17 protein-coding genes are annotated in these 17,488 nt (G+C 49.7%); 3 read left to right on the forward strand and 14 right to left on the reverse strand.

The features are described from left to right. Positions 1–22: 22 nt before the first annotated feature. A complete protein-coding gene (trmL, locus tag J2Z65_RS07570) occupies positions 23–487 on the reverse strand; it encodes a tRNA (uridine(34)/cytosine(34)/5-carboxymethylaminomethyluridine(34)-2'-O)-methyltransferase TrmL (RefSeq protein WP_167061783.1) in 465 nt (154 codons plus the stop codon). Between the two features lie 143 nt (positions 488–630). Between trmL and J2Z65_RS07575 the strand changes: the two genes are divergently transcribed. Next, positions 631–1,347, forward strand: a complete 717-nt coding sequence (locus J2Z65_RS07575) for a response regulator transcription factor (RefSeq protein ID WP_275691047.1) — start codon at positions 631–633, stop codon at positions 1,345–1,347. Positions 1,348–1,557: 210 nt separating this feature from the next. On the opposite strand, the gene nrdF is transcribed toward J2Z65_RS07575, so the two are convergent. From nrdF to serC, 4 genes are all read right to left on the reverse strand, one after another. Continuing rightward, a complete protein-coding gene (nrdF, locus tag J2Z65_RS07580; protein ID WP_167061786.1) occupies positions 1,558–2,544 on the reverse strand; it encodes a class 1b ribonucleoside-diphosphate reductase subunit beta in 987 nt (328 codons plus the stop codon). Between the two features lie 22 nt (positions 2,545–2,566). After that, on the reverse strand, positions 2,567–4,651 hold the full coding sequence (nrdE, locus tag J2Z65_RS07585; protein ID WP_167061789.1) for a class 1b ribonucleoside-diphosphate reductase subunit alpha: 2,085 nt from the start codon (positions 4,649–4,651) through the stop codon (positions 2,567–2,569). Further along, the gene (gene nrdI / locus J2Z65_RS07590) at positions 4,638–4,997 is read right to left on the reverse strand and encodes a class Ib ribonucleoside-diphosphate reductase assembly flavoprotein NrdI (protein WP_167061792.1); all 360 of its coding nucleotides are present in this window, start codon (positions 4,995–4,997) and stop codon (positions 4,638–4,640) included. The genes nrdE and nrdI overlap by 14 nt, the downstream gene beginning before the upstream one ends. Positions 4,998–5,625: 628 nt before the next feature. Further along, a complete protein-coding gene (serC, locus tag J2Z65_RS07595) occupies positions 5,626–6,714 on the reverse strand; it encodes a 3-phosphoserine/phosphohydroxythreonine transaminase (protein ID WP_167061795.1) in 1,089 nt (362 codons plus the stop codon). A gap of 150 nt (positions 6,715–6,864) precedes the next feature. Between serC and thpR the strand changes: the two genes are divergently transcribed. Next, positions 6,865–7,482, forward strand: coding sequence for an RNA 2',3'-cyclic phosphodiesterase (thpR, locus tag J2Z65_RS07600; RefSeq protein ID WP_167061798.1), 618 nt, complete (start codon positions 6,865–6,867; stop codon positions 7,480–7,482). Positions 7,483–8,080: 598 nt separating this feature from the next. Further along, positions 8,081–8,941, forward strand: coding sequence for a YetF domain-containing protein (locus J2Z65_RS07605; protein ID WP_167061800.1), 861 nt, complete (start codon positions 8,081–8,083; stop codon positions 8,939–8,941). Between the two features lie 52 nt (positions 8,942–8,993). Here the strand turns inward: J2Z65_RS07605 and J2Z65_RS07610 are convergent, their stop codons facing one another. From J2Z65_RS07610 to bioD, 9 genes are all read right to left on the reverse strand, one after another. After that, positions 8,994–9,617 (reverse strand): NUDIX hydrolase, encoded by a 624-nt coding sequence (locus tag J2Z65_RS07610; protein ID WP_167061803.1) that lies wholly within the window; start codon positions 9,615–9,617, stop codon positions 8,994–8,996. Next, complete coding sequence (gene mug / locus J2Z65_RS07615; protein WP_167062750.1) at positions 9,614–10,135, reverse strand: G/U mismatch-specific DNA glycosylase; 522 nt, start codon at positions 10,133–10,135, stop codon at positions 9,614–9,616. Before mug ends, J2Z65_RS07610 begins: the two co-directional genes overlap by 4 nt. Before the next feature lie 169 nt (positions 10,136–10,304). Next, positions 10,305–11,540, reverse strand: coding sequence for a DUF1501 domain-containing protein (locus J2Z65_RS07620; protein WP_167061806.1), 1,236 nt, complete (start codon positions 11,538–11,540; stop codon positions 10,305–10,307). 15 nt (positions 11,541–11,555) lie between these two features. Further along, positions 11,556–12,872 carry a DUF1800 domain-containing protein gene (locus J2Z65_RS07625; protein WP_167061809.1) on the reverse strand — a complete coding sequence of 439 codons (1,317 nt, stop codon included), beginning with the start codon at positions 12,870–12,872 and terminating at the stop codon, positions 11,556–11,558. An 82-nt stretch (positions 12,873–12,954) separates the two neighbouring features. Continuing rightward, entirely contained in the window at positions 12,955–13,818 is an 864-nt protein-coding gene (bioC, locus tag J2Z65_RS07630; RefSeq protein ID WP_167061811.1) for a malonyl-ACP O-methyltransferase BioC, read from the reverse strand. Further along, the gene (locus tag J2Z65_RS07635) at positions 13,796–14,545 is read right to left on the reverse strand and encodes an alpha/beta hydrolase (RefSeq protein WP_167061814.1); all 750 of its coding nucleotides are present in this window, start codon (positions 14,543–14,545) and stop codon (positions 13,796–13,798) included. Before J2Z65_RS07635 ends, bioC begins: the two co-directional genes overlap by 23 nt. Then, positions 14,542–15,735, reverse strand: coding sequence for an 8-amino-7-oxononanoate synthase (gene bioF, locus J2Z65_RS07640; RefSeq protein ID WP_420850846.1), 1,194 nt, complete (start codon positions 15,733–15,735; stop codon positions 14,542–14,544). The genes J2Z65_RS07635 and bioF overlap by 4 nt, the downstream gene beginning before the upstream one ends. 21 nt (positions 15,736–15,756) lie before the next feature. Beyond that, positions 15,757–16,755 (reverse strand): biotin synthase BioB, encoded by a 999-nt coding sequence (bioB, locus tag J2Z65_RS07645; RefSeq protein ID WP_167061817.1) that lies wholly within the window; start codon positions 16,753–16,755, stop codon positions 15,757–15,759. Then, positions 16,733–17,479: a dethiobiotin synthase gene (bioD, locus tag J2Z65_RS07650; RefSeq protein WP_275691048.1), complete on the reverse strand. Its 747-nt coding sequence runs from the start codon at positions 17,477–17,479 to the stop codon at positions 16,733–16,735. The genes bioB and bioD overlap by 23 nt, the downstream gene beginning before the upstream one ends. Between the last annotated feature and the right edge of the window lie 9 nt (positions 17,480–17,488).

Consider the following 17,488-nt stretch of genomic DNA (forward strand, 5'->3'; position numbering starts at 1 on the left):
CCTAATCAAACCCAATCAAAATTTAGTCAAGCCCTGTGAAGCCCGTCTGCCGAAGGCCCTCATACAGCATAATCGCTGCAGAATTGGATAAATTAAGCGATCGAACATTATCCGACATCGGAAGTCGCAGCAGCGTCTCCGGATGCTGGCTCAGAAGCTCTTCGGGAAGCCCCTTCGTCTCTTTACCGAATACAAAAAAGTCGCCGTCTTGAAATGTAAAGTCCGTGTAACGCTTCTTTGCCTTCGTTGTTGCAAAGAAGAAACGATGTCCCTTATACATCTCCAGTACCTCGTCAAACGAATCGTGATATTCGAGTTTAACCGAGTGCCAGTAATCCAAGCCCGCGCGTTTCAGCGTCTTGTCGTCTGTCTGGAAGCCAAGAGGTCTTACCAAATGAAGATGCGTACCTGTAGCCGCACAAGTCCGTGAAATATTCCCTGTATTTGCAGGAATTTCAGGTTCAACTAATACAATATGAAAAGCCATCTCTGTCAAATTCACCTCATCTTCTATCCTATTATATGCGCATGCGGAATGCAATTTTACACAGGGTTAACTTTATCTTAATATGTCGATGATAGAGCACTGTCATAATAGAGTTATCCTTCTCGATAAAAGGAGTCAACCTAATGATGAAAAAAAAGATCCTCGTTGTCGATGACGAACCTTCCATCTCCATGCTTATAGAGTTCAACCTGAAGCTCGTGGGCTTCGAAGTACATTGCGTATTCGATGGAGAAGCCGTCTTCGATGCTATCCAGACGTTTCGCCCTGATCTCATCGTTCTGGACCTGATGCTGCCCAAAATGGACGGCTTTCAAGTATGCCGCAAGCTTAGAAACCAGAACAACCTAGTACCGATTATTATGCTAACCGCCATGCAGGATCTTACGGATAAAATTGCCGGATTGGATAACGGAGCCGACGACTATATGACCAAACCATTCTCGCCGCAGGAGCTCATCTCTCGTATCCATGCCATTCATCGACGCATTCAAACCTTACCGTCTGCGACGGAAAACGCACCGATCACAATCGGCCAAATTTCGATTAAAGCCGACCAACGGGAAGTGACCATGAACGGCGCTCCGATCGAGCTCACACCCAAAGAATTCGAGCTGCTGCTGTTCTTATGCAAGCACCGCGGCAAAGTCCTGAGCAGACAACAGCTGCTTCACGGTGTCTGGGATTATCATTTCCTCGGCGATACCCGGATTGTCGATGTGCATATCTCCCATCTGCGGGACAAGATCGAGCAAAATGCCCGCAATCCGGAATATATCATGACCATCCGCAACGTCGGTTACAAGCTGACGGAGCCTGTGGTCAAGGAATCGTTAGCATAACCACGGGCAAGATTCTGTTCTGTTTGAACCTTCATATGAATCGTAAAAACTACCTTGAAACCACGAATGAGATGGCTTCGAGGTAGTTTTTTGCCCGCTGCGGGCGACTAATACCTGTCTGATAAACGACTTCGTTTTCCTTTTTTGGACGAGCATGTTTGTCAATCTACTAAAAAAGGCACCCAGAGGGCACCTTTCCTCAAAGACATATTAAAAAACAAAATCATCATCCGTCAACGCTTCAACGTGAATCGTACGCACATAACCATTCCCTTTCTTAGAGAAAAAGTCATGCTGCTTCGTCTTCGTGCTGAGTCCGTTCAGAACAATCGGATTAATCTCTTCTTCTTCGAAAATCGGTTCTACGCCAAGGTTCATGAATGCTTTGTTCGCATTATAACGAAGGAAAGCTTTGACGTCTTCGGCCAATCCCAGAGGCCCATAAAGACTCTCCGTATAACCTTCCTCATTGGCATGAAGCTCCTTAAGCAAAGTACACAATGTCTCATATGCTTCATCCTGCTCGGCAGGACTTAGCTCGGCATAAACTTCTTGAGCCAGTACACCTATGTACAAACCATGAATACTCTCATCACGCAAAATCAAATCAATGATTTCGCCGCTACTCGTCATTTTACCCTGTCCGGCCAAATAAAGCGGATAATAAAAGCCGCTGTAGAACAAATAACTCTCCAGCAGAACCGACGCTGCCATTGCTAAATACAGCTCTTTGGTTGTCGTAATATTTTCATAATAATGGGAAATCTTAGTCGCTTTGAACTGCAAATAAGGATTCCGCTCTACCCATGCAAAGAGCTCATTGATCTCTTCCGTCGTGGACAGCGTCGTGAAAATAGAGCTGTACGATTTCGCATGAATTTGCTCCATCATGCCCATAAAGCTGAGCACCGCTTTGCGCTGAAGCCCATCGACGTGCTCGAGAATCTTAGGCATACCTACGCCGCCTTGCATCGTATCCAGAAGCGTAAGTCCGCCAAGCACCTTCATATAGAGCTCGCGCTCAGCCCCGCTGAGCGTGATCCAGGACATTTTATCGTCAGACAACGGGATTTCCTCGTCCGTCCAGAACTGCATAATGTTCTGATTCCAGAACGTTATCGTGAAATCATCATCGGGCCGGTTCCAGTTCACGGCCTTTTTGACGATTGGATTATTAACGGTAGTTGCCGTACTCATCTATGTTCAATCCCCTTCCCAATTACACCGAGCAGCTTACGCATTCCTCAACAGATAGCTGATTTGTTCGCGTGTAGTAGAGCGATTTAAGTCCTTTGTGTGCCGCATACAGGTACAATCTAGCCAACTGTCTGGTGGACACATCACTATTTACGTGCAAAATGGTCGAAATGCCTTGATCCACATGCGCTTGAATTTCTGCAATGAGATCGAGAATTTTGAATTGATCCATTTGATACGCGGATTTATAGTAAAAATAATTGTCTCGTGCCATGAAAGGCATCGGGTAGTACGTCGTTGAGTTCGCGTAAGTGCGCGTCTCGATAGGCTCTACAATCGGCATAACGCTCGATGTTGAGTTTTGGATATACGAAATACTTTGTGTCGGAGCTACCGCCAAACGGTAAGCATGATACAAGCCGTGCTTCTGCACCTCGGCCTTCAGCTTGCTCCAATCGCTCGGAGACGGGATCTCCATCCCCTCAAACAAGTCCTTCACTTTATCGGTAAGCGGACGGTAATCCGTTTCTGTGTAACGGTTGAAATAAGCGCCATTCGCGTACTCGGACAGTTCAAATCCTTCAAAAACCTGCCCTTTCGCTTTGGCAATTGCCATACTTTGCTCAATTGAATAATAGTTCATCGCCATGAAGAACGTACGGACGAAATCCTTCGCTTCTTCGCTCTCATAGCTAATTTTATTTTTGGATAAATAGCCGTGAAGATTCATGACTCCAAGTCCCACGGAGTGCAGCTCACGATTCGCTTTAGCCACACCAGGCGCATTGCTGATCGTCGTCATATCACTGACCGCAGTCAGGGCTATCATGCCTTCGTGAACAGTCTCGCGCAGCTTCTTGCGATCCATCACATTCGCAATGTTCATGGAAGCCAGGTTGCAGCTGATATCGCGAAGTATCACATCATCTTGGCCGTAATCATTAATTTCCGAAGTTTCTTGCAGTTGGAAAATCTCCGTACAGAGATTGGACATTTTAATGGTGCCGATCCCTTTCAGGGCATGATCCTTGTTCGCATTCGTGCGATTCATGATATATGGATAACCGGATTCCAGTTGGGTTGTCGCAATTTTGACCAGCATGTCACGGGCACTCATCACTACTTTTTTCTTTACTTTCGGGTTTGCCAACAGTTCATCATACATTTCATCAAGATCCAGATCATCCAGATGCTTGCCGTAAGCTTGTAAAACCGTGAATGGTGCAAAAACGTGAAGCGGCTTGTTCTCCTCCGCCAATTTGTAAAACTTATTCGGTACAATCAGACCGATCGAAAGTGTCTTCAGACGGGACTTCTCATCCGCGTTAATTTTCTTACTATCCAGGAACTCCATCAGATCCCAGCCGAAAATGTTGTAGTATGCCGCGCCGGAACCTTTGCGCTGACCCATTTGATCCGCGTAGGAGAAAGCATCCTCCATGAGCTTAAGCACCGGCATAATGCCTTTGGCCGCGCGTTCCACGCCTTTGATGGATTCTCCGCGCCCGCGAAGCTTCGACAAGTTTACGGCTACGCCGCCGCCAATTTTGGACAACTGCATGCAGGTCGCCAGCACATAGTTAATGGAGTTGAGGGAATCGTCCATTTCCAGAAGGAAGCACGATACCATCTCGCCCCGGCGGCTTTTTCCTGCATTGAGGAAAGTCGGTGTTGCCGGCTGCAGACGCTGCTCCATCATCGATACAGCGAGCGTACGGGCAGTTTCTACATTACCGCGCCCCAAGTAAAGAGCTACAATCGCAACGCGATCCGGGAAATGCTCCAGATATAAAGACTTATCGTCACTGCGTAAAGCATAGTCTGTATAAAATTTAGAGGCTGCCATGTAAGAGGCGAACTCGAATTGATTATCGTGAGCCACTTGATAAACTTCGTTTACTTCATCTATCGTATAGTGCTCATAAACGTTCTCGTAATAGTTGTTATCAATCATATAACGAACTTTCGAAGAGGTATCGGGGAAAGTAAGGCTTTTGCTCTGTACATCCGTCATAAATACTTCAACGGCTTCTTTATCCTTCTCTAGTTGAAAAAAACCATCCGCTCCGCGTTGCATTAATAAATTATTCAGCTCAATGTGCCGCAATTGCATGTACCCCCTGAACAAATCGTTCTACATCATTTTTGGTGCCTGATAACTCAAACTTCGTTAACACAGGCACATCATACAGCTGTGAGATGGTGTCTGCGCTTTTGGCAAACCCGTCTCCCCAGTTACGGTTCCCGCTTGCTGCTACTCCGATAAGCTTTGAGGAGTTACCTTCCAGGAAAGAAGCAACCTTCTCAGGAACTTGACCAAAACCGGTAGTATAGGTAACGAGCACGAAAGGCTCGTCCACTTTCATCGCTTCCTCGATTTGAATGGCAGGCATTTTGAGCTTGGCAATAAATCGGCGAACATTTCCCGTTTTTGAATCGTAAGCAATCAGCATGGTCTCCGTCTCCTAACATTTCTATCATTCATTCAAGCATTCACGATCTTGCGTTTCTCGTATGTAATAAACCTATATCTAGTAAGTAATATAAATCTTACCGTCCATCCATATCTAGCAAAACCACCGTTTCCTCGACAAAATAAACGGATTTTCGCGAGCGTGAAAACGGCTGAAAACAGAGGTAAATCGGGACTTCACGCCGTATTACGCGGTATTTTCACTACGAATCTTGCTTATGTACAATTCGCTTTTTCCCACGACATCTAGTTGATAGATTCAAATTTATATCAATATATTGTGTTTGTCAACGTGTCATATGACACATTTCTGCGCCCAGAATAGGCAAACCCAGGCAGGGCGTGGCTCGGGAGGATTTGAAAAATAATTTTCATTTTAGACTTGAAATTTTCACATTTGTCGAAAGGAATAGGGCTTGGAATCTCCACACTCCCCCTACTAGATTTAGTTCCTCAGCCCATGAAAAAAAAGCCCGCCAAACCGTCTCAGAGGGCATCTTAAGACATTGTAAACGAAGAACTGACCATTCTATTCCGAGACAAAAAAAAGCTACTCACACGCACACGAGGGTGCCGTGAATAGCTCATGAACAGCATTCGATTCGATGTTAACCGTTACGTTTGTGGAAATCAATCATGAAATCTGCGAGCGCCTTGCAAGAAGCGTAAGGAACCGCATTGTACGTAGAGGCTCTCAAACCGCCTACACTGCGATGGCCTTTTAACCCGACAAACCCGTTCTGCTCGGTTTCCTTGATGAACTTCTTCTCCAGCTCTTCATCCTGCAAACGGAAAGTAATATTCATCGCGGAACGGCTTCCTTTATCGACAGGACCACGGTAGAAACCGCCGCTTTGATCAATTGCACTGTAGATCAAGCCTGATTTCTCCAGATTGTTTTTCTCGATAACAGCTAGTCCGCCTTGTTCCTGAATCCATTTCAGCACGAGGTTCACCATATAGATGGAGTACACCGGCGGCGTATTATACAAGGAATTGTTTTTGCTGTGAATTTCATAACGAAGCATTGTCGGAATTGTTTTCGGCAGATCCTGCAGAAGATCTTCTTTAACGATAACAACGGTCACGCCGGAAGGACCTAGATTTTTTTGAGCGCCGGCATAAATCATGCCGAACTTCGAAACGTCAACAGGACGGCTCAAAATATCGCTGGACATATCCCCAATGAGCGGCACATTGCCAGTATCCGGGTAGCTTTGGAACTGAGCGCCTTCGATCGTCTCGTTGGACGTCAAGTGCAGGTAAGCGGAATCCGGGTGAATGTTGATCTCGCTCAGATCCGGAATTTTCATGAATTTATTTTCTTTGGAGGAGGCAGCAATCGCAACTTCCCCGAAGAGGCTTGCTTCCTGTACCGCTTTCTCTGCCCAAGCGCCAGTCAGCACATAGCTGCCTACTTTGCCCGGCTTTAAGAAATTCAGAGGAATCATAGCGAATTGGGAGCTTGCTCCGCCTTGCAGGAACTGAATTTGATACCCATCCGGAATAGCGAAAATTTGTTTTAATAATTGCTGTGTTTCATTATGTACTTGCTCATATTCCGCGCTGCGATGCGAAATTTCCATGATCGACATGCCGATGCCTTTAAATTCGACAAGTTCCTCTTGCGCTTTCTGCAAAACTTCGAGCGGTAATGCCGCAGGCCCTGCGTTAAAGTTATAGGCCCGATTTCCCATGAATGACCACACCTTTGCTTTTGTATTATCGCTATGATAGCAATATTCTCCTCATGCATCAAGTAAAACCTTAGTTGGCAATGCTAGTTGAAGCAGGAAACCACAACCACGATACGGGTCAAAAAAAACGTAAAGGAGCCATTCGTTTTCATGCATCCTTCCGAACATTCGACAAAAACGCTTTCAACACCATCCGACAAGCAACGGCTTTTTGTCGGCATCCAGCTCCCGCCTGAAGCCCAGCGGGAGCTCGCCCTATGGATGGGCAGCCTCCAGGAGGCACTGCCCTTCCAGAAGTGGACGCATCCGCAGGACGTCCACGTTACATTAAGCTTCCTCGGCGACACGTCCGCCGAGACAGCAGACGCGCTGGCGGGCGAGCTTCGCCAGCTTGCCGCAGCTGCGCTGCCGCTGACCCTACACGCCGACGGGCTCGGCGTGTTCGGACCTCCGGCAGCGCCGTCGGTGCTGTGGGCGGGCGTCGCCGGCGACCTGGACGCGCTGGCTGCGCTGCAGCGCGCGGTCGCGGGCGCCTGCGCCCGCCACGGCTTTCCGGCCGAGGCTCGCGCCTACCGGCCGCATCTCACGCTGGCCCGCCGCTACCGGCTAGCTGCGGGACCGTTCTCGCGCGCCGCCTTGGCGGCAGGCGCGCCTCCGGGCGGCCAGCCCGCGTGGCGGGTAGAGGACATTGTCCTCTACCGCAGCCACTTGGGCCGGTCGCCGGCGTATGAGCCGATCGGTGTTTTCACTTTCGGCTCCGGCGTATAATTTCCATTATTTTCACAAATAATGTGTAAACTTTCATTTTTAAGTTTGTCTTTAACGGTACAAAACTGGTCAGCATAGACCCTACATCCTCTTCATTGGCGTAGCCATTGGTGACGGTATGGCTCGCATTAGATGAGTCCGAAATGAAACTGTCGAGATTCCGGCGATATGAAAGACCTGACGGATGACTGGATTGCGATTTGGCGGACTTTTTTACTGGGATGGGATGGGATGGGATGGGATGGGATGGGATGCGATGCGCCTAAACAGGGGAACTATGATCCTCTATTTACAGTGATATTCAAGCGTCTGGCAGCCAAAGGGAACTACGGTCCACTATTGCGCCAAAATTGGCTTAATTCTAGCTTATCAAGGCATATAAGACCCTACAGTTCCCACTGACATCAAAAATCGCCAATTTTCGCTCAAATAGCGCCTTGAAGTTCCCCTAAGATCAAGCGTTAATATAAGGCGCTGTCAAGATCACATAGGCCGTCTAAAAGCAGACAGAACATTCTTCTTTCGGGACAGCCCCTTTATTTAGAGCAGTTGCTTTCAACTGCCCCCTATACATTCAAGATAGCAAGGAGGAAGCCACGTGCCAAATGCGTATGAAGTCATTGTACGTACCTTATTAGCGGTTGTCGTGTTGTTCATCATGACCAAAATACTTGGAAAAAGACAAGTTTCTCAGCTTTCCCTGTTCGAATACATCACAGGCATTACTATCGGAAACCTGGCTGGATCCATTTCATTGGACATCGAATCGAAGTGGTATCTTGGCATGATTTCGTTAACGGTTTGGATCGCCTGTTCGTTAGGCATCGAATTTTTACAGCTTAAAAGTAAAACAATGCGCGATTTTATTGACAGTAAAGCGACCGTACTCATTAGAGACGGAAAGGTTTTGGAAGATAATTTGAAAAAAGAACGACTCACCACGGATGAACTCATGGAGCAGCTGCGCAAGCGGTCGGTTTTCAAAGTGGCGGATGTTGAATTTGCGATTATGGAGCCTAGTGGAGAGATTAACGTTTTGCTCCATCGTGAATATTTGCCGCTTACTGCGAAACATCTGGGCCTCAAGGTTGCACCCGAGAAAGAGCCTCAGGCCGTCATCATGGATGGCGAAATTATGGATGAAGCTCTAGCTGCCTTAGGGTTTAACCGGGGATGGCTAAAAACGGAGTTGGACAAGGTCGGAGTAACCGTTGAGAATGTATTTTTCGGTCAGGTGGACTCATACGGCCAATTGTATGTGGATTTATATGACGATAAAATCAATGTCCCTGTACCACAGGAAAAAGCTACCCTGTTCGCAAACCTAAAACAGTGCGAAGCGGATCTGATGCTGTACGGGCTTACGACGAATAATAAGGATGCTAAAGCGATGTATGAGCAGTGCTCCAAGAAAATGGAGGACATCCTTGAGCAGCTGAAGCCGATCCTGATGCGTTAAATAAAGGGGCAATCATCCACGCAGCTTCTACGCGATAATTGCCCCTTGGCTTTTAATCCAGCAGCACCTGATCTGCTCCCTGGCCGCGTGCAAGCTCAAACATCCGCAGCACCTGCTCGGCGGTGTTCCGTTCGATCGAAAGCGGCGGCAGCTCGCTTTCGCCGAAAAACCCGACCTCGGTCGTTTCCAGACCGGCTTCGAGCGCCACCCCGCCCACCAACTCGCACAAGATGAATATCTTGTATACGTAGTTGGGCGAGGGCGGATGCGCATGGCGCTTCTTATCCAGAACCGCCAGCAAACGTACGGGCTTGACGTCGTAGCCTGCCTCCTCGCGAGTCTCCTTAACGGCAACCTCGGATGGCGTGTAGCCGATATCCGCCCAGCCCCCCGGCAATGCCCAAGCACCGTCGGTTCTTTCCTTCACAAGCAGCAGCTTATTCTCCTTCAGGACAACAGTCCGAATATCGACCTTCGGCGTCTGGTACCCCGTATCGCTGGCGAATAATTCCGTCACTTTGTCAATCGGGGTGTCTGTGAAGTAACTCATCATCTTCACGCTGATCTTGCGAAGCGCCTCATAGCGTTCCAAATCGTAGCCATTCTCGCCATAGGCAAGCCCAGCCTGACTAATTGCTTGAATTTCTTTAGCCCAATGCAGCCACGGTATATTCATCCTTTTTCCATCTCCATCCCGATAAATGTCTTGATTCCGCGATAGATAGCGACCATTTCCTCCAGTTTCATCCGAACGAGCCCGCTGGAAGACGGGCAAACATATTCGACAACGCCCTCTACGATAGGGTCCAACTGGCTGCCCCATTGCATGCCTCTGCGACCGCTGTACTGCTCGTAAACCCCCTTGCCCACAAAACATACAACGCGCGGCCGGTATTTCTGAATTTTTTCTCTTAAAATCAAACGGCCTTCCCGATATTCCTCAGGTGTGATTTCAGCAGCCGTCAGAGAGGGTCTTGCTACGATATTCGTAAACCCATAGCCAAGTTCAAGCAAATCTTGATCTTCTTGAGGCTTGTAAAGCCGGGGCGTTAATCCTGACTGGTACAAAATGCGATAAAACCGGTTGTTCGGATTCGCATAGTGATGGCCGGTTTCACCGGATCGTATACTTGGGTTATATCCAACGAAAAGGATGTGCAAATGCTCCTGCAAGTGATCCGAAATCGGCGCAATCTCCATCCTTCCAGCCCTCCTTTCCTTTCGATTAACGAAGACTTCGCCTTTTCTATTAGGTTACCATGAATTGTAAATAAAGAAAAACGCGAATGACTGCCTAGGTACAGCTGAGAGCCCTGTCCTCTTCGGGAACAACAAAGCCGAAGCATCGCGCTCCGGCTCTTTTTTATATAAACTTCAATGATTCATATGGTTTTCCAATCACGGCCGTGACATCGCCTTTTAACCAGTGATCGACTATGGTGCTGTACACGGAACGGAAATCCACCTCGTATTTCAAATCCCCATTATCCAAGCTGCTTAGACTCGGGTATGCCCCATAGAGACCGCCCTTCACTTTCCCGCCTATGACAAACATCGGAGCCGCCGTTCCGTGGTCAGTGCCCCCGCTCCCATTTTCCTTCACACGACGCCCAAATTCGGAAAACATCATAATCGCAACCCGGTTGTGCAAACCCTGCGCCTCCAAGTCCTTGTAAAAAGCTGCAAGACCCTCATCTACCTGCGTCAAAACCCTTGCATGCTGCGCCTTTTCGTCAGCATGATCATCAAAACCGCCGATTTGAACATTGAATACTCTTGTACCTGATTTCCCCGCTAGCAGTTTGGCTACTAATTGAAGATCACTGGCAAAATTCGTTTTGGGATACTCAATCTTATTCGCGTAAGAAGCTGTTAACGATTGAATGGCTTCAACGCTTTTGTAAGCTTCATACCCCCGTCCCGAAACGACACGCAGCTGTTCTACTTGATTCTGAGCGCCTCCGTACATGTCCATAAATGCTTTGGATATCCGGTTTTTGTCCATCATCGCAGTCTTCGGATCGATCACATGATACGAGTCCAGCGATTGAATCACAGGAAAATTCATCTTTTCCGAGGCAAAAGCTTTGCTGCCTGCTGCGCCAACCTGAACCGCTTTGAGCGGGTTATTGCTATCGCGTAAAGAAGACTCCACATAGCGGGCCAGCCAACCGCTCCTGCTTATTTTCGCCGGCTCGGCCGTCTGCCAAATTTCCATGGACCGGAAATGAGAGTGATCGGGCTCCGGGTAGCCTACGCCTTGAATGACCGCCATGTTCCCGTTCTTGTATAGTGCAGCGAGCCCTTTAAGACTGGGGTGCAGGCCCACCTGATTATCTAGGGCGAGTATTTCCTTCTGCTGGTAGGACAATGTTGGCCTTGAATCATAATAGATGCCTTGCCCATACGGAATGAGTGTGTTCATGCCATCGTTGCCTCCGCTCAGCTGTACAACAACCAAGACAGGCTCATCAACATCGTCCTCGACTGCCCCGGCAAAAATCGACTTGCCGGTTTCCGTAAATAAAATCCCTCCTAGGCTTAGAGTCGCAAACATCGCCGTACCTTTCAGCAGAAATTCCCTTCTCGATAACTTCAATACATTCACCTCCTGTTATTTCATTTGAGCTTCCGGACTGATCAAGATGAGTTGAAGCAAACCCCGCAAGCCAGCGTTCTTCATCTTTGCATGTACGACGGTGTCTTCCACATAGCCGCTTATCCCCTGAAGCGTCTTATCGGACAAATTCGTGATTCCCAGACGCTCGCTCCACAACTTCACCCACTCCTCTGAAAGCTGGGGCCGCTGAGGCGTTAGCTCCGGCGACACCAGCTTCTTGCCGGTTATTTGCATGGTAATGGACTCTGCGAACTGATACCTCGCGAGCAGCAAGTTTGTATTCAGCCATGAGGTTCCGCCTCTCCAACCCGCCACATCAGGCGGGGAAAAGAGCTCCTGCCCCATTCTCCTCATCGCTTGCGCATGTCCCTTGGCAACAGTTACTTTCAACATTTTGAGAATGCCTGCCACGTAATCAGCCGGTGTCTTAATGAGAGATAATCGTAGCGCTGGATTGTAGAAATCGTCTGACAGAAACAGCTCCGACAGAACTTCTCCGATTGTAGCCTTCTCTGCAATGTGCCCTGCCACTTGCTGTACCCAGCTTTCGGAGGGATTGTCCGCAGCAAAGTATGTCAGCAGCTTCGCGGCCAAAAACGTTGTCAGCGACTTCTGATGAAAAATAACATCAATGGCCTCATCGCTACCCAAATTCCCTGTCTCTCCAAGCAGTGTTTTCGTATCATTGTCATGTTGTTTGGAATTGAATGCTACTTTATTTTCCTTCTCGCTATAAGTCCACCCCGTGAAAGCGCGAGCTGCTTCCTTCACATCCGTTTCCGAATAGTGGCCAATTCCAAGTGTAAAAAGCTCCATAACTTCGCGGGCGTAGTTCTCATTCGGCTTATTTTTCTTATTGCGGTTCACATCCAGCCAAATCATCATAGCCGGATCTTTGCCTACAGCGAGTACAAGCTCCTTAAAGCTGCCTAGCGCATGGTTGCGGAACAACGTATTTTGCTGAACCATCAGCGTGACATCTTTCACTTTATAATTTGCCGTTGCAAAATGCCCGTGCCAAAACAACGTCATTTTCTCAACAAGCGGCGCGCTGGAATTCACCATCCGGTATAACCAGTACATTTGCTGATCAGCCAGCTGTAATGGATCTAGAGACTTCTTGCCTTCTGCATGTAGTTGCTCAAATGGTGTCAGCGGTGCCGTTTCGATCAACGCTTCGCCAGCAATAAGCCGTCGCACCGTTTCCTCGCGCCCGAGCGCTACACAGGCGTTAACTTCTTCCGTTGTCGAGCCAAATCCGGCACGAAGCAATAAATGAACAACTTCCTTGTTCGTCCAAGTTATTCCCATGATCTCCCTCCAGGCCTAATTTTCCATACTTTAGCACATAGATGTGTCAAAAGTGTGTAGAAAAAAACAAAAGATAGAGACATCAGACTCTGTCCGATTCTCTATCCTCATTAGGCGTGTGCCCTTGCATCAACAAGAGCTCATATGTAGCAATAATGCCTCCGTGTGTGCTAAACTTCGCCTCGTACACGTTGTACATGCTGGCGAACAACTGCCGACTACTTAAGCCAGGCACGGCCCGAGCCTGCGAGGTGCTGGCTCCCATTGCCTTGACTGCAAGTAGAAAATCCCTTGCGGAGGGGTACGTTTCAACGTGAAAGGAGCATTCATCTTTAATGTTTGAAAAGCCCGTGTCTGCGAGCATTTTACTCCACTGCGTCCTGGACTGAAAAGACAGCCCGTGCCGCTGCGGCTGCTGCCCCCGGCTTTGATACACTTCCCTGAAAGATTCGTGCAGCTCAGCAAATGTTTCCGGCCCGAAAGTCGTGAACACCAACAGGCCGCCTGGTCGAAGCAACCGTCGAAGTTGCTGAATCGTTTGTTCCGGCTGTTTCAACCATTGAAAGCAGGCGCCAGAGACAATTAGATCAAACGTTGCAGCCTGTGCAGTTGTTGACCATTCTTCTACATCACTCTGGATGAAACGTATATCTAAACGAGCTTGCTGCCGGACACGCCGCTCCGCGGCTCGCAGCATCCCAGGCGCAATGTCCAAAGCGGTCAACGCCGCTTCAGGCCATTTGTTAACGAGTCTGCTCGTCAGAATGCCTGTTCCGCAGCCAATCTCAAGAATGTCGCATACGCGCTGGCCTTCTCCTTCGCGCTTCCACTCGTCCAGCACTGTAATCAACTGCTCCGCCATCATTCGCTGAACATTAGCGTTCCGATCATAGGACCCCGCCGAGCTCCGTTGAAATTGTCGCTCAACCTCCATGCTGCTGTTCATTCCACCACCGCCTCACTTCTTCCGCGATCTCCTTCTCTCTACCCAGAAACGGTACATGCCCGCAGCCGGGGATGGAAAGTAACTGGGCTTGAGGCAGCCCGTCCGCAAGCTCTTTCGCCGCCTGGTAAGGGCATATCTCATCCTCCACACCGTGAATCAGTAGTACCGGGCAAGCGATCTTGGAAAGGACTGACTTAACTTCCTCATTCCTCAGAATATGAAGGCCTGCAAGCAGCGCCGGTACCGCCCAGCCGCCGATGGGTGGCAGCTTATCGCATTTGCCAGCCCTTTGCTCATCATTTGTCCACAGACGCTGTCGAAATTTGGTTTCGACCACTGCCGCATCTGTTGTCAGTGCTCTCATCATCTGCCTGACGTAGGCATCAGGCTGACCCAGCTCCGCTTCGTCCTTCGGACGAATAAACCGAGCCGTGGCTGCAAACAAAATGAGGCCATCCGTCAAGCCTTTAGCTGCTAATCGGAGCGCCAGCAACCCGCCAAGCGACCAACCTCCGATGATTAGAGGACTGTTCTCAGTCGAATTGGCACGCCATTTTGCTGCCGCAGCTTCCGTGAGCGCCAGCATATCATCCGGTGCTTTGGCATTGCTGTAATCGAGGAGCGCATGATGATAGTCAGGCAGCTCACTGCGCAGCTGATCGAAAACCGCAGGCGCCATGCTCCACCCAGGCAGCCATAAAATCGTGCCTCTCCTTGCTGTTCTCATCGTCCGAGCACCCCAAACTGCAACCCTACTTGGCGAATGCGCGCTGCAGCATCCCGCAGTTCCTTGTCCGTATGGGCAGCGGACAAGGAAAAACGTATTCGCGCTGTCCCCTCAGGAACCGACGGCGGTCGGATAGCAACCGCCGCGATTCCATTCTCCTCCAGCGCAGCGCTGAAACGTAAGGCGGTTTCATTATCGCCGATAATGATCGGTACGATAGCGGAATCGCCTGTCGGGATCAGAAAGCCTGACTTTTTCAGCGAGGATCGGAAAAAGCGGACAGCCGACCCCAGCCGTTCACGCCGCCAGTGGTCCTGCTGCACCAGCGCTAAGGCTTGAGCAATACCTGCCAATAGGGCAGGCGGCATCGCCGTTGAATAGATAAGTGGCCGCGCCTTATTCACGAGGTAGTCAATGAGCGTGCGGCTGCCGCATACGTAAGCTCCATAGGCGCCGAAGGCTTTACTGAACGTTCCGATATGAATGTCCACCTCGTCCTTGACCCCGAGTTCGTGGCATAATCCCTCGCCATGCCTGCCATAAATCCCCCCGCTATGAGCTTCGTCCACCATTAACATCGCTCCATACTCATGCTTGAGCAGCTTGAGCTCATGCAGCCGAGCCTGGTCTCCGTCCATAGAGAAGACCGCATCGGTAACGATCAGCTTTCGCCTTTTGTCCCGGTGCTTATGCAGCATCGCTTCCAAATGCTCCATATCCAGATGGCGATACCGGACCAGCTCCGCACGGCTCATCAAGATGCCATCTACGATGCTTGCATGGTTAAGCTGATCGCTAAACACAACATCGCCTCTGCCGACTACGGAACGAATAACACCGGCATTTGCCATATAGCCACTCCCAAAAACAAGCGCCGCTTCGCAGTTCTGCCATTCGGCGATGGCTTCTTCCAGCTTGGCATATGCCTTCCGATTGCCTGTCACAAGCCGGGACGCCCCAGCGCCTAGCCCTTCCTCGAGCAGGGCCTCCCGCATTGCTTCAATGATGGCGGGATGCTGGGAGAGTCCAAGATAGTCGTTGGCGGACAAATTGAGCAGGCTGCGCGATCCGGTTCCGCGAAACATGCGACCCGGAGACCCTGGAACCGTGTAACTTTCGCGAAGGGATCGCTTCAGCGAGGCTTCTTCCAAGGAAGCAAGCTCCTCTTCCATCCATGTCAAAGCTGACATCGCGTTCATTGTCGCACCACCTTACAAAGCGTTTAGTTCAATCTCAAAGCCCAAATCTTCAATGATTTGGTGATCTACGCCAATCGCTTGGCCGGCTGTTGTCAGGTAATCACCGACAAAAAGCGAATTCGCCGCATACAGCGACAAGGGCTGCAGGGTACGGAGATTCACCTCACGGCCTCCCGCAACACGAATTTCTTTGGAAGGACAGATGAAGCGGAATAGGGCTAGCACTTTCAATGCTTTCATCGCGGGCGTGCGCCCTGCATGCTCCAAAGGCGTACCCGGAATGGCATTCAAGAAATTAATCGGAATGGAGTCGCTGTCCAGCTCGCGCAGTGCATAGGCCATTTCCACAATCTCTTGGTCGGTTTCACCCATCCCGATAATGACGCCGGAGCAGGGTGACATTCCGTATGTTTTTACTTTCTCCACCGTCTCAACACGCTGGTCATAGGTGTGAGTCGTCGTAATTGACGGGTAATTCGCTTTGCTCGTATTGAGATTATGGTTATATCGATGTACGCCTGCCTCTGCAAGCTTTTGAGCCTGCTCGTCCTTCAGAATACCCAGACAAGCGCATATTTTGAGCGGCATCGTTTCACGGATTTCTTTTACCGCGTCCACCACCTGCTCCAATTCCTTATCTGTCGGACCTTTCCCTGCCGCTACGATGCAGTACGTTCCGGCTTTACGCGCCAAAGCTTCACGAGCTCCAGCAAGCAGCGTATCTTTATCGAGCAGGGTGTATTTCTGAACCGGCGCGGTTGAAACAATGGATTGCGAGCAGTAGCCGCAGTCCTCCGGGCAGAGCCCGCTTTTCGCATTAATAATCATGTTCAGTTTGACTCTCTTGCCATAGTAATGCTTTCTTACTTGGAACGCGGCCTGCAGCAGCGGGAGTACCTCATCATGATCGGCTTCGAGTACAGCCAGCCCTTCCTCTGCGGTCAAACACTCCCCGTTTAATGCTTTTCGGGCCAACAAGGGCCAATCCCTATAGGCAGAAATTGTGTTCATGTTTTCCTCCTTGGCGTTCAGTGCCGTTTAGCTCCAACGCTTGTTTTATTGGCGTAAGTTGTATGGATTGCCGAACCGTATGTATCAGAAGATCTGTATGGACATCAGTAGGCAAGCGGGGGAAATGACCGAGAACGTTAAGCCCGCTGTACTGCTCGATAAGTTCTGCATTCGTGGCAACGCTTGGATCGCCCGGTGAATCCGGACCATCGCCGTCATTCAGGATGACGCCTATTATGGGGATTCCGTAGTGCCGAAGGAAGGCTGCCGTGAGAAGTGTATGGTTAATCGTGCCGAGACTGGAACGAGCCACGATAAGTGCAGGAATTTGGAGCTCTGCGATCAAATCCGCCATCAGCGTATCATCGCTCAGCGGAACGGCCACACCGCCCGCGCCTTCAATGAGCAAAGCTTCATATCGCTCGGCAAGCGGTTTGCCGGCAGCGATCAACTCCTGCAGTGTTAAGGTCACACCGGCATGCTTAGCTGCAAGCATAGGAGCCAGTGGGGCTTCAAACGTGAATGGTGCCACCCTCTCTGGCAGCTCATTTATACCTGTTAGCTCCACCAGTCGTTCCGCATCCGTTGCTCCGCTGCCTAAGCTTGCGCCTGACTGTACAGGCTTCCAAACGCCTGCATCACAGCCCTCAGCTCTAAGCGCCGCTGTCAACGCTGCAGTCACCATCGTCTTGCCGACTCCTGTATCCGTTCCCGTAATGAACAAACCACGAAT

The organism is Paenibacillus aceris, assembly GCF_017874035.1.
Classification (GTDB): Bacteria; Bacillota; Bacilli; order Paenibacillales; family NBRC-103111; genus Paenibacillus_E; species Paenibacillus_E aceris.

Bases quoted from the DNA above. Each gene is read 5' to 3' on its own strand.
- bioF (WP_420850846.1), bottom strand. From the start codon at position 15,735: ATGTCAGCTTTGACATGGATGGAAGAGGAGCTTGCTTCCTTGGAAGAA.
- J2Z65_RS07635 (WP_167061814.1), bottom strand. From the start codon at position 14,545: ATGAGAACAGCAAGGAGAGGCACGATTTTATGGCTGCCTGGGTGGAGC.
- nrdI (WP_167061792.1), bottom strand. From the start codon at position 4,997: ATGCTGATTGCTTACGATTCAAAAACGGGAAATGTTCGCCGATTTATT.
- nrdF (WP_167061786.1), bottom strand. From the start codon at position 2,544: ATGAGTACGGCAACTACCGTTAATAATCCAATCGTCAAAAAGGCCGTG.
- J2Z65_RS07610 (WP_167061803.1), bottom strand. From the start codon at position 9,617: ATGAATATACCGTGGCTGCATTGGGCTAAAGAAATTCAAGCAATTAGT.
- trmL (WP_167061783.1), bottom strand. From the start codon at position 487: ATGGCTTTTCATATTGTATTAGTTGAACCTGAAATTCCTGCAAATACA.
- bioB (WP_167061817.1), bottom strand. From the start codon at position 16,755: ATGAACACAATTTCTGCCTATAGGGATTGGCCCTTGTTGGCCCGAAAA.
- serC (WP_167061795.1), bottom strand. From the start codon at position 6,714: ATGGGAAATCGGGCCTATAACTTTAACGCAGGGCCTGCGGCATTACCG.
- bioC (WP_167061811.1), bottom strand. From the start codon at position 13,818: ATGAACAGCAGCATGGAGGTTGAGCGACAATTTCAACGGAGCTCGGCG.
- J2Z65_RS07625 (WP_167061809.1), bottom strand. From the start codon at position 12,872: ATGGGAATAACTTGGACGAACAAGGAAGTTGTTCATTTATTGCTTCGT.
- thpR (WP_167061798.1), top strand. From the start codon at position 6,865: ATGCATCCTTCCGAACATTCGACAAAAACGCTTTCAACACCATCCGAC.
- J2Z65_RS07575 (WP_275691047.1), top strand. From the start codon at position 631: ATGATGAAAAAAAAGATCCTCGTTGTCGATGACGAACCTTCCATCTCC.